10 protein-coding genes are annotated in these 12,013 nt (G+C 72.5%); all 10 read right to left on the reverse strand.

Annotated features, from left to right (window positions below; all coding sequences use genetic code 11):
• Nucleotides 1-12 precede the first annotated feature (12 nt).
• Genes ftsA through ACOQPP_RS10970 form a run of 10 tightly spaced genes read right to left on the reverse strand, consistent with a single transcriptional unit; the run spans nucleotide 13 to nucleotide 12,002 of the window.
• On the reverse strand, nucleotides 13-1,242 hold the full coding sequence (gene ftsA, locus ACOQPP_RS10925) for a cell division protein FtsA (RefSeq protein ID WP_419166969.1): 1,230 nt from the start codon (nucleotides 1,240-1,242) through the stop codon (nucleotides 13-15).
• The gene (locus ACOQPP_RS10930; RefSeq protein WP_419166968.1) at nucleotides 1,239-2,060 is read right to left on the reverse strand and encodes a cell division protein FtsQ/DivIB; all 822 of its coding nucleotides are present in this window, start codon (nucleotides 2,058-2,060) and stop codon (nucleotides 1,239-1,241) included. The genes ftsA and ACOQPP_RS10930 overlap by 4 nt, the downstream gene beginning before the upstream one ends.
• Nucleotides 2,057-2,950: a UDP-N-acetylmuramate dehydrogenase gene (gene murB, locus ACOQPP_RS10935; RefSeq protein WP_419166967.1), complete on the reverse strand. Its 894-nt coding sequence runs from the start codon at nucleotides 2,948-2,950 to the stop codon at nucleotides 2,057-2,059. Before murB ends, ACOQPP_RS10930 begins: the two co-directional genes overlap by 4 nt.
• Complete coding sequence (gene murC / locus ACOQPP_RS10940) at nucleotides 2,934-4,340, reverse strand: UDP-N-acetylmuramate--L-alanine ligase (protein ID WP_420636530.1); 1,407 nt, start codon at nucleotides 4,338-4,340, stop codon at nucleotides 2,934-2,936. Before murC ends, murB begins: the two co-directional genes overlap by 17 nt.
• On the reverse strand, nucleotides 4,337-5,461 hold the full coding sequence (locus ACOQPP_RS10945; protein ID WP_419166965.1) for a UDP-N-acetylglucosamine--N-acetylmuramyl-(pentapeptide) pyrophosphoryl-undecaprenol N-acetylglucosamine transferase: 1,125 nt from the start codon (nucleotides 5,459-5,461) through the stop codon (nucleotides 4,337-4,339). Before ACOQPP_RS10945 ends, murC begins: the two co-directional genes overlap by 4 nt.
• 2 nt (nucleotides 5,462-5,463) lie before the next feature.
• A complete protein-coding gene (gene ftsW / locus ACOQPP_RS10950; RefSeq protein WP_419166964.1) occupies nucleotides 5,464-6,618 on the reverse strand; it encodes a putative lipid II flippase FtsW in 1,155 nt (384 codons plus the stop codon).
• On the reverse strand, nucleotides 6,615-8,027 hold the full coding sequence (gene murD / locus ACOQPP_RS10955) for a UDP-N-acetylmuramoyl-L-alanine--D-glutamate ligase (protein ID WP_419166963.1): 1,413 nt from the start codon (nucleotides 8,025-8,027) through the stop codon (nucleotides 6,615-6,617). The genes ftsW and murD overlap by 4 nt, the downstream gene beginning before the upstream one ends.
• Nucleotides 8,027-9,133, reverse strand: coding sequence for a phospho-N-acetylmuramoyl-pentapeptide-transferase (mraY, locus tag ACOQPP_RS10960; protein WP_419166962.1), 1,107 nt, complete (start codon nucleotides 9,131-9,133; stop codon nucleotides 8,027-8,029). Before mraY ends, murD begins: the two co-directional genes overlap by 1 nt.
• A complete protein-coding gene (locus tag ACOQPP_RS10965; protein ID WP_419166961.1) occupies nucleotides 9,133-10,512 on the reverse strand; it encodes a UDP-N-acetylmuramoyl-tripeptide--D-alanyl-D-alanine ligase in 1,380 nt (459 codons plus the stop codon). Before ACOQPP_RS10965 ends, mraY begins: the two co-directional genes overlap by 1 nt.
• Nucleotides 10,509-12,002, reverse strand: coding sequence for a UDP-N-acetylmuramoyl-L-alanyl-D-glutamate--2,6-diaminopimelate ligase (locus ACOQPP_RS10970; RefSeq protein ID WP_419166960.1), 1,494 nt, complete (start codon nucleotides 12,000-12,002; stop codon nucleotides 10,509-10,511). The genes ACOQPP_RS10965 and ACOQPP_RS10970 overlap by 4 nt, the downstream gene beginning before the upstream one ends.
• Nucleotides 12,003-12,013 lie beyond the last annotated feature (11 nt).

Raw genomic sequence — 12,013 nt, forward strand, 5'->3', positions numbered from 1 at the left:
CCCCCCCTCCCATCAGAAGAATCCTCTGATCCACCCTCCAACCCTTGCGAACGCCCGTGTCGCTCCCGCGAGCCCACGAGCCGGAACCCGCGCCGCGCCGTAGAGGACCAGCCCCACCGCCGTGCTGTAGGACGGGCGCGCGACGCTTTCCACCATGCCGGTGATGCCCAGCGACGGAACGCCGATGCGCACCGGCAGGTTGAACACCGACCTGGCCAGATCATCCATGTGGGGGAGCGAGACGGTGCCGCCGCTGAGGACGATCCCCGCCTCGAGGCGGTCGAGCGTCCCGCTCCCCTCCAGTTCCTCGTATACGAGCCCCAGGATCTCGTCCAGCCGCTGTTCTATGATGTGCGCCAGCAACTCGCGCGATACGCGCCGGGCGCCGCCGTGGCGCGCCCCCGACACGTCGAGCATTTCCCTGGCATCGACCGCGTCCCGCCGGGCCGCGCCGAACTGCTCCTTGAGTTGCGCCGCCTCATCCTCGTGAACTCCGAGGCCGCGCGCGATATCCCGCGTCACGGTCGACCCTCCCCAGGGCAGCGTGGCCGCGTGGAGTATCCGGTGGTCCCGGTACACGAGAACGTCCGTGGTCGCCCCGCCGATCTCGATCAGGGCCACGCCCGCGTCCCGCTCCCGCTCATCGAGCACCGCCAGCGCCGTGGCCAGCGGCCCCATGACGAGTTCGTCGGCACGGTATCCCGCCCGGTCGACGATCTTCGAGAGGTCGCGCAGGATCGCGACCTCGGCGGTCACGATGCAGAGGTCCGCTTCGAGGCGGGCGGCGGTCATCCCGACCGGGTTCCGTACGGCATCGCGGCCGTCGACCGCGTATTGCTGGCACAGCGCGTGGATCAACTCGTGGTCGGACGTGACCGGGACGGCGCGGCCGACTTCCTGCACGCGCTTCACGTCCTGGGCGGTGACCTCCGAGCCGGAGATGGGGAGCACGCCCTTCGACCGCGCGGTCCGCACGCAGGCGTTGGGCACGCTCACGTAGGCGACCTCCACCTCGCGGCCGGCGACCGCCTCCGCCTGCCCCACGGCGGCGCGCACGGCCCGCGTGGCGGCCTCCAGATGGGTGACGGACGCTCCGCTCAAGCCCTCCGATCCCGTGACGCCGAGCCCGAGGATCTCGAGCGGGTCCGTGGATTCGCGGCCGGGAGGCACGGAGGCGACGACCGCGACGGTCTTCGTCGATCCCACATCCACCCCGACAATGCTCCCCACCCCCTGGATCATCTCGCCTCCGCCCGTGTCATGACAACTTGGCCCGTGAAGCGCGCGTCCGCACGTGCGACGCGTCGATCCTCGATCTGGCCGAGCGCGATCGAGACCCGGTCGAGCGCGCCGAGGGGGTCCTCCCGCGGCAGCAGCACGACATCCGCCCCGGCGCCGGGTAGCAGGAGGAATCGGTAGCCGCCTTGGTCGGCCGGCCCGACCTCGGAGACGAGGGAGATGAAGTCGCGACGGGTTCGATCCATCCGTTCGAGGGTGGCGATGAGTTCGCGCATTCGGGGATCGGTCACGAAGTCTCCGTCTGTCTCGACGGGGCCGGGGATGATCGGGAGATCGAGTCGCGCGGACGACGGATCGAGCGGGAGCAGCCGGCCGTCCCGGCTCACGGGACGCAACTCGGGCGTCGCGACCAGCGCGACGGGGCGCTCCTCCACCACGGAGATCTCGAGGGCCCGGAAGCCGCTGCGCCGGGCGGTCGCCTCGCGGACCAGCGGGTGTTCGCGAATCCGCGACTCCCAGGTCCGGGGGTCGTCCCACACGGACGCGTCGGGGGCGATGGCGGCGAGCATCCTCACCTCGTCGGGCCGCGCGTGGTTCGTCCCCACGACCCGGACCTCTTCGATTCGGAACGCCGGGAGGGTGGCCAGGATGCGCGGGACCCAGATGGGGACCGAGAACCCGGTCGCGACGGCGATGAGGACGACGAGGAGCTGCCGGCGTCCCCGGCGGGTCATCCGCCGCGAGCGCGGCGCCCTGCGCTCTCCGTCCTCATCGGCCGCCGGGCGGGCGAGATCATCCGGGTCCCACACGGGAGAAATCACGCCGCCCCCACGCGGGCGCGCTGCTCGGGCGCGAACCCCCACAGGTGAATCTCGGGCTCGATCGCGACATCGAACCGCGTCAGCGCGCGCCGGCGCGTCTCGGCCATGAGCGCGAGCACGTCCCCGGCCCGCGCCCCGCCCAGATTCACGATGAAGTTGGCGTGGCGTTCCGCGACCTGGGCTCCGCCGACCCTGGCCCCCCGCATCCCCACCTCGTCGACGATCCTCCAGGCGGCGGGGTGCGGCGGGCCGGGATTCTTCCACGTCGACCCGACCGAGGGGAGTTCGTATACCTGATCCCTCACCTTGCGCTCGCGGAAGGTCAGGTGCGCGTGGCGGATGGCCTCGGCGTCACCGGGGGTCGCGGTGAACAGAGCGCGGACGAAGACCCAGTCGGCCGGCACCTCGACGTGGCGGTAGGCGGGCGCCGCTTCCTCGGGGCGCAGCCGCACGAGTTCACCCTCGGGGGTCACGGCCTCCGCCCAGCGGACCCGGTCCCAGAGCCAGTCCTCCCGGGATCCGGCGTTCATGCGCAGACCGCCGCCGACCGTGCCGGGCACGGCCTCGAGAAAGTGGAAGCCGTCCCGGCCGGCGCGACGCGCGGCGCCGGCCAGAGCGGGGAGGCGGGCGGCGGCCCCGGCTTCGATCGTGCCGTCGTCGACCCGCAGGGAGGCGAACTCGCCATCGAGGACGAGGACGGGCTGCGCGGACCCCTCGTCGCCGATGAGGACGTTGGCGCCGGTCCCGAGTACGCGGTGTCCCCGTCCGGCCGCGTCGCGCAGAGCCGCGGCGAGTTCCCCGACGGAGCGGGGCCGGGCGAGCCGCGCGGCGGGCCCGCCGATGCGGTACCGGGCGAGCGGCCCCAGCGGGACATCACGCTCCCACCGCATCGCCCGTCCGTCGTCGGATGGCCGCGTGCGCGAGGTCGGTGACGTCGCCGGCGCCCATGTAAACCAGGACCGCCTCCCCATCGCCGGCCGCGCGCTCCCGCGAGACGAGTTCGAGGGCGGCGTCGCGTTCGATCGCCTCGGCCGCGGGGGCCGCGCCGGTGATCAACCCCGAGCCGACGCCCGGGATCGGCGCCTCCCTGGCGGGATACACGGGGAGGACGCGCGCTTCGTCCGCCGCCGAGAGGGCGTCGGCGAACGCCCCCGCGAAGTCGCGCGTTCGCGTGAACAGGTGCGGCTGGAAGACGACCGTGAGGCGGGCATCGGGGTGCGCCTCCCTGAGCGCCGCGATCGACGCCGCGACCTCCGTCGGATGGTGCGCGTAGTCGTCGAACACCTTCAGACCCGGGCAGTCGGCGATGAGTTCGAGCCGGCGGGCGACGCCCCGGAAGCTCGCCAGCCCGCGCGCCGCCCGGCCGGGATCGCCCCCGAGCCTCAGGACGGAGAGGAAGGCCGCCGCGGCGTTGAGCCGGTTGTGGCGTCCCGGAACCCGGAGCGTGATCTCCGCGACGCCGTCCGGCCATCTCAGCCTGCAGGCGCGCGGCCCCGCCGTCTCGATTCGGCACCAGGCGCCCGGCCCGAACCCGTACCCGAGGCCGAACCCCGTGGACTCGGCCAGGGCACGGGCGCCGTCGTCGTCGTGACAGTAGATGAGGCCGCCGGCGTGGCGCGCGCGCTCGACGAAGTCGGCGAAGGCCGAGCGGAGGCTGGCGACGTCTCCGTAGGTGTCGAGGTGCTCCGCTTCGAGGGAGCTGACCACGGCGACGGTCGGACGGAGTTCGAGGAACGAACGATCGTACTCGTCGGCCTCCACGATGGCGGGCCCCTCCCCGAGGCGGCCGAAGCCGTCCCAGGCGGAGACGCGGCCCCCGACGAGGACCAGCGGGTCGAGGCCCGCCGCCGCCGCCGCGTGGCCGGTCATGGCCGTGATCGTCGTCTTCCCGTGTGTCCCGGCGACGCCGACCACGGTGCGGTCGCCGAGGAGGGCGCCGAGGGCGCGGGCCCGGCGCATGACGGGCACGCCCGCCGCCGCGGCGCCGGCGACTTCCGCGAGGTCGGCGGGGACGGCGGAACTGCGCACGAGCAGCTCCGTTCCGGCAATGTGTGCCGCGTCGTGCGAGCCCTCGATGCGGATGCCGCGCGACGTGAGATCGCGCAACGCGTCGCCGGGGGCCCGGTCGCAGCCGCTGACGCGGTACCCGGCGTCCTGCAGCAGCACGGCCAGACCCCGCATGCCGGCGCCCCCGATGCCCATGAGGTGCACGCGGGCCCCGGGCCCCGGGAGGTCCGCCCTGCCCGCCGGACGACGCGCGTCCGCCGCCGTCCCGATCATGCCGCGGCCCGGTCGAGAAGGGTCAGCATCTCGCGCGCGATCGCGAGCGCCGCGTCCGGCCGGCCGCGGCTCACGGCAGCCGCGGACATGCCGTCGAGGCGGGCGTCGTCGGCCAGGATCGCGCGGCACGTCGACCACAGGTCGCCGGGCTCCAGCGCCGCCTCCTCGCGAAGCTCGGCCGCGCCCGCGCGTGCCAGCGCCCGCGCGTTCGTCAGCTGGTGGCCGCCGACCGAGGTGGGCAGCGGCACGAGCACGGCCGGCCGGCCGGCGGCGCACAGTTCGGCCAGGGACATCGCGCCCGCCCGGCACAGCGCAAGGGCCACGCGGTCCAGCTGTCGCCCGAGGTCGTCGATGTAGGGGACGACACGCACCCGGTCCGCGAAGGGAAGCGCCGAGACGCGCGCGGAGACGCGACCCGCATGCGCCGGACCCGCGATCCACACCACCGACACGCCGTCCGGCCACGCCTCGGAGCGCTGCGCGGACGATTCGAGATCGCGCAGGAAGGCCCGGTTGAGCCCGAGCGCCCCCTGGCTCCCCCCGAAGACGAGCAGGTTCCGGCCCGGAGGCCAAGCGAAGCCGGCGGCGCCCCCCCCGCCTCCGCCCGGAGCGACGGGGTTCCCGAGCACACGCAGCCGCTTCCGGTCCCGCACGCGCAGCCGGGCCTCGGCCTCCGGATATCCGAGGTGGACCTGATCGACCCCGGGCGCGAAGAGGCGCGTCACGAGCCCGGGGGCCGCGTTCTGCTCCTGGATCGCCGACGGGACGCGCCGGAGCCGGGCGCCGGCGAGCGCCGGGGCCGCGACATAACCTCCCGTCCCCACGACGAGCGCCGGATCGAAATCACGAAACGCCCGCCGGACTCCCGCCAGGACGGCCGGGGCGGAGGCGAACAGATGCCAGTTTCGCCACGGGCGATGACGGTACAGCGGCTGCAGCGGCAAGAGCCGGAACCGATACCCGGCGTCCGGCAGCACGCGCGCCTCCAGGCCCCTCCGGCCACCCAGAAACACGCACTCGAGGTCCGGCGCCAGCCGCCCGAACGCGTCGGCCAGGTTGAGCGCGGGATACAGATGGCCTCCCGTGCCGCCGCCGGCGAGCAGGATGCGCGTCGCCGCCACCGTCAGCCCCTCCGCCGCGAAGCCACGTTGAGCAGCACACCCGTGATCCCGAGCGCCGTGACGAGGCCCGTGCCACCCGCGCTGATGAAGGGCAGGCTGACCCCCGTCGTGGGCAGGAGCCCCAGCGTGACCCCGATGTGGCCGAACGCCCCGATCGCCACGATCGCGGTCAGTCCGATCGCGATCAGCCGCCCGAACAGGTCCGGCACCGACCGGGCGATCCGGAGGCCGAGGTGTGTCCAGATGAGGAAGAGCGCGAGGACCGTGACCGCGCCCACGAACCCCCATTCCTCCGCGATGATGGGGTAGATGAAGTCGTTCTGCGCCTCGGGCAGGTAATGGAGCTTCTGCGTGCTCTCGCCGTATCCGGCGCCCGTCACGCCGCCCGAGCCGATCGCGATCTCCGACTGCTGGAGCTGGTAGCCGACGCCGGAGGTGTCCTTCCCGGGGTCGAGAAACGCGAGGATGCGCGCGAGCTGGTAGCTGTTGGAGCGCACCAGCCACCACAGGGCGGGGACGGCCGGCAGCGCGAGGAGCAGGAAGTGACGGATGCGCATCCCCGCCGCGAACAGCACCGTGGCCACCAGCCCGCCCGTGATGAGCGTCGCGGAGAGGTGAGGTTCTGCGGCGACCAGCACGAGTACCGGCCCGAGGATGAGGAGGAAGGGGAGTACCCCGCCGCGGAAGCGGTCGAACGCCTCCTGCTTGCGCACGGCGAGCGCCGCCGTCCAGACGACCACGGCCACCTTGGCCAGCTCCGAGGGCTGGAAGGTCACCGGCCCCAACTCCAGCCAGCGGCGCGATCCGTTCCGGACGGGCGCGACCTCCGTCGTACCGGGCAGGATGAGGACGAGGAGCAGCGCCGCGGCGACCGCGAGAATGGGCCAGGCCAGCCGTTGGTACACGCGGTAGTCGACGAACGCCGCCACGATCAGCGCCACGACGCCGACGGCGGCGCGCGCCAGCTGGCTCAGCAGCACGTAGTTGCCGGGCCGTCCGCTCTGCTGCGCCGCGAACGAGCTGGCCGAATAGACGGACAGGAGCCCGAACACGACGAGGACGAGCGTGATCGCGAGGAGTGCGTTTCGCACCCACGCGGGCGATCCCGCGGTCCGCTGGACGCGCGGAAGCTCCCAGTCGAGGGTGTGATCCGTCACCCTTCCCTCCCTTCCGCTTCGAGCGCCCCGTACGACTCGAGCACACAGCGCTCGAAGGCCTGCCCCCGGACCCGGTAGTCCGGGAACATGTCGTAGCTGGAGCACGCCGGTGAAAAGAGCACCACATCGCCGGGTTCGGCGGCCTCGCGCGCGAGGCGGACGAGTTGCCGGACGCTGCCGGCGACGTCGATCGGCGCCGCGTCACCGAGTTCCCGCACGATCTGCGGCGCGGCCTCGCCGTACGCGATCACGGCGCGCGCGTTCTCCCGCAGCGCGGGGAACAGCGATCGATACGACTCCCCCTTGTGCCGGCCTCCGAGAAGGGCCACGAGCGGCCTCTGGAAGGCGTTGAGGGCGACCTTGGTCGCGGAGACGTTCGTCCCCTTGGAATCGTTGATCCACTCCACGCCGTCGAACTCACCCACCCGCTGCAGACGGTGCGACAGTCCCCGGAAGGAAGTGAGGGCGGCTCCGATCGAGACCGCATCGCACCCGGCGAGCGCCGCGGCCAGCCCGGCCAGGAGCGCGTTCATCACGTTGTGCGCGCCGACGAGCGGGAGATCCGCGGCTGCGATCCACGTCTCCGGGGCCGCCCCCGCTTCGAGGCGCTGGACGAGGTTCCCCGCCTCGTCGAGCCAGGCCCCGGGTTCCTCGTGAGCCTCGCTCGAGGCCAGGTATCGTCGTCCCGCGGCGGGGCGCGCCATCGAAAGCACCCCGGCGTCGTCCCCGTTGAGAACCCAGCGGCTATCCCCGTCCGCGTTCGCGAACAGACGGGCCTTGTCCTCGTAGTAGCGCTCGATGCTCGAGTACCAGTCGAGGTGGTCCGCGGCGAGGTTTAGCAGGACTCCGATCGTCGGCCGGAAGGCCTGGAGATCGGCCAGCTGGAACGAACTCAGTTCGACGACGACCCAGTCCGGCTGCCGCTTCATCATCGAGACGTCGGAGAGTGGCCGTCCGATGTTGCCGGCCGTCATGGCGTCGATCCCGGCCTGCTGCAGGAGATGACCGCAGAGCGCCGTGGTCGTGGTCTTTCCGTTCGTGCCCGTGATGCCGATGACGCGGGACGCGAGGTGCCGGTACGCGACCTCGATCTCGGCCACCGTGGGAACACCGGCCTGGGCGACGGTCCGCCGGATCTCCGCGCTCGGCGCGATCCCGGGGCTGGTGACGACGAGGCGCGCGTCCAGAATGCGGTCGACATCGTGCCGCCCCACTTCCGCCTCGATGCCCTCGGCCGTGAGGGCTTCCACGGCCTCCTGTTGCCGGGGTCCCTCGAACGCATCGCTGGCGTAGACCTCCGCTCCCAGGGAATGGACCAGACGGGCCGCCGCGGTGCCCGACACGCCGAGTCCGAGGACGGCGACGGGGTCGCCGGGAGCGAAGAGCGGAGGTCGGCCGTTGCGCGCCATCAGCGGATCTTGAGCGTCGCGAGGCCGACGAGGGCGAAGATGATCCCGAGGATGTAGAAGCGCGTGACGACGCGCGGCTCGGGCCAGCCCAGCTTCTCGAAGTGGTGATGCAGCGGAGCCATGCGGAGAAGGCGGCGACCCTCTCCCCAGCGCCAGCGGCTGAACTTGAACCAGCCGATCTGGGCCATCACCGAGAGCCCCTCGAGCACGAACACACCCCCGACGATGAGGAGGAGGAACTCCGACTTGAGGAGGACGGCCACGGCGCCGATCGCACCCCCGAGGGCCAGGGAGCCGGTGTCGCCCATGATCACGTCCGCCGGGTGGGCGTTGAACCACAGAAAGCCGATCGCCGCCCCCGCCAGCGCGGCGCAGAAGACGGACAACTCGCCGGCTCCGTTCAGGTACAGGACTCCGAGGTAGGCCGAGGTGTCCACCCGCCCGATCGCGTAGGCGAAGGCGCCGAAGGTGAGCGCGGCGATGGCCGCCAGCCCCGTGGCGAGTCCGTCGAGCCCGTCCGTCAGGTTCACGGTATTCGCCGTCCCCGCCACCACGACCGCCACGAAGAGGGGGAAGACGGCGGGCGCCAGGACGACGGTCAGGTCCTTGAAGAAGGGCAGCATGGTCTGGGTCGCGCCGTAGGCCGACGTGGGCTGCCAGAGGAGGAAACCGCCGAGCGCGAGACCGAGCACGAACTGCCAGATGAGCTTGTACCGCGCGATGAGGCCGCGCGAGTGATGACGCACGATCTTGAGATAATCGTCCATGAACCCGATCGCGCCCATCCACGCGGTGACGCCGAAGGCGATCCATACGTAGGTGTTGTCGAGGCGGGCCCAGAGGAGCGTGGGGAAGAGACAGGCGGCGAGGATGATGAGACCGCCCATCGTCGGCGTGCCGGCCTTCTTGAGGTGCGTGGCGGGCCCGTCGGCCCGGACCACCTGGCCGATTCCGTGTCGGCGAAGCCGCGAGATGACGCCCGGGCCCACGAGGAACGCGGTGAGGAGGGCCGTCACCATCGCCCCCGCGGCGCGGAACGAGATGTACTGGAAGACGTTGAACAGGATATGCTGGTCCGCGAGCGGGTACAGGAGGTGATAGAGCATCAGGCGCGCCCTCCGAAACGGGCCTCCAGGTCGTCGATGACCCGCTCCAGCCGCGCGCCGCGCGAACCCTTCACGAGCACGACCTCATCTCCCCTGAGGGCGTCGCCGAACGCCTCGATGGCCGCAGCGGGATCCTCCTTCCGGATGATCGAGGGGGCCTCTGCGCCGTCGAACGGGGCCTCGAGGAAGAGTCCGGTCGCGGCGATGACATCGAACCCCGCAGCGAGCAGTTCGTCCCCGATCTCCCGGTGTGCCCGGGCCTCCTCGGAACCAAGTTCGAGCATGGAGCCGGCGAACGCGGCGCGGCGGCGGCCGGGGAGCAGACGCCGGGCCTGGGCGATCGCCGCCCGAAACGAGTCCGGGTTGGCGTTGTAGCAGTCGGCCAGCACGGTGAGTCCGCCGATGCGCCGGATTGCGCCACGCATGCCGAGCGGCTCGTAGCGCGACAGTCCCCGGGCGACCGCGGCCGCCGGCACCTCCAGCGCTTCGGCCACGGCGGCGGCGATCAGGGCGTCCCGGAGGTGATGCTCGCCGCCGACACCGAGCACGAAGCGCTCGCTGCGGCGGCGGAACTCGATGCGATCCGGCCCGGCCGCATACGCGTCGGGGATGAAGTCGGCCCCGGGTCCGATACCGGCCACGATGGCGTCGGGACGGTAGGCGCGCGCGGCGGCCGGAAGCGCGGCGGGCTCCTCCCCCACGACGAGCACGCCGCACCCGGAGACGCCGTGCGCGAGCCGCATCTTCTCGCGCAGCACCCCGGCCACGTCGCCGAAGAACTCGAGGTGCGCGGCCCCGACGGTCGTGATGACGACGTGGTCGGGCCTCGCGATCTCCGCGAGGCGACCGATCTCGCCCGGCTCGCTCGCGCCGACCTCCAGCACCCAGGTATCGGCGTCGGCGGGCGCGCGCAGGATGGTGAGGGGGAGGCCGACCTGGCTGTTGAGATTGCCTTCCGTCCGGTACACGCGCCGCGATTCGGAGAGAGCGCAGGCGAGCATCTCCTTGACGGTCGTCTTGCCCGAACTCCCCGTGATCGCGACGACGGCGGCGGCGGACTCCCGGCGGGCCGCGGCGGCGAGGTCGCCGAGCGCGCGCAGGGGATCGGGCACGGCGAAGTACTCGAGCGGCAGTGCGGGATCTTCGCGTCCGGCGCGAACGATGGCACCTCGGGCCCCGCGGGCCGCCGCCCGGGGGAGGAAGTCGGCGGCATCATGCCGCTCTCCCCTCAGCGCGACGAACAGTTCGCCGGGCCTCGTCGTCCGCGAATCGGACGACACCCCGGTGTAGGCCCGCTCTTCCGGCGCGCCCCCGCCGAGCCCGAGCGCCGACCGGATCTCCCCCGACCTCAGCGCCGGGGCCTGGGTCGTCGCGCTCATGCGGGGCCGCCGTTCGCGTTGGCCCCGGCGGAGCCCGCGACGATCTCGGCCACGATCCGACGTTCGTCGAACGGGAGGCGCTCATCCCCGATGATCTGGGTCGTCTCATGCCCCTTGCCGAGGAGCGCGACCGCGTCGGCGGGCCCGGCCCGGGCGATGGCGAGGACGATCGCCTCCCGGCGGTCGATGACGATCTCACAGGCGTCGGCCGGGAGGCCCGCGACCATGTCGCGGCAGATCTCCTGCGGGTCTTCGGATCGCGGATTGTCGCTGGTGACGATGGGGACGTCGGCCAGTCGAGCCAGGATCCGGCCCATCAGCGGCCGTTTTCCCCGGTCGCGGTCGCCGCCGCAGCCGAGGACGGCGATGACCCGCCCGGGCACGATCGCACGCAGCGTGGAGAGCGCCCGTTCGCAGGAGTCGGGGTTGTGCGCGAAGTCCCGGATCACGAGGACGGGTTCCCGCGAGAGCACCTCCATGCGCCCCGGAACGGGCGGGGCCGAGGACAGCCGGGCCGCGATGCGCTCGAGCGGGAGGCCGAGGCCCCGCGCGATGGCCGCGGCCGCGAGCGCGTTCCGAACGTTGAAGTCGGCCGGGAGCGGGAGCGAGACCTCCGCCGTCTCCCCCCGGTCCCGAAGCCGGAAGCGGGAACTGTCCGCGGAGAGGACCAGCCGGTCCGCGCCGATGTCCGCCGTGGGCTCGAAGCCGTAGCCGAGCGTCTTGGCGCCGTCGGGTCCGATACCTCGCCAGGCCTCTTCATCGTCATTGACTGCACAGACCCCGCCGGGTGCGAGAAGTTCGAGCAGGCGGAGCTTGGCGGCCCGGTAGGCCTCGAGATCCGGGTGGTACTCGAGGTGCTCGCGGCTGAAGCTCGTGAAGGCGACCGCATCGAAGGAGAAGCCGTCCGCGCGCCGCTGGTCGAGTGCGTGCGAGGAGACCTCGAGCGCGACGGCTTCCGCCCCGCCCGCCCTGAGTTCGGCGAGTTCCTGCGCGAGGTCGATGGGATCGGGAGTCGTCAGCCTCGGCGTTCCGATCTCGCCATCGACCGAGACCGGGCCCAGCGTGCCCAGGGCCGCCGCGGGGACCGCGTCCGCGAGGATCCACCGCGTGAGCCACGCCGTCGTCGACTTGCCGTTCGTACCGGTGATGCCGATCAGGCGAAGCGAGGCGCCGGGGTCTCCCGCGAACAGCGCGGCGAGGTGCGATGCGGCCACGCGAGCATCACGGACCACCAGCTGCGGGATCTCCGCTTCGACGATCCGTTCGACGACCGCGGCCATCGCCCCGGCGCGCGCGGCGGCCCCGACGAAGGTGTGACCGTCCACCCGGATTCCCGGGATGGCGCAGAACAGATCGCCGACCCCGACCTGCCGGGAGTCGGAGCGAAGGCCCGGAAAGGCCGCCGGCGGGAGGCCCCGCCATCGCGGCGCCTGACCCGCGCGGGCCAGTCGACGTTCGACCTGTTCACTTGTGATGATCTGCTGCGGCAATGGCCGATTCT

It is taken from the genome of Candidatus Palauibacter sp., from assembly GCF_965222475.1.
In the GTDB taxonomy this organism is placed as follows: domain Bacteria; phylum Gemmatimonadota; class Gemmatimonadetes; order Palauibacterales; family Palauibacteraceae; genus Palauibacter.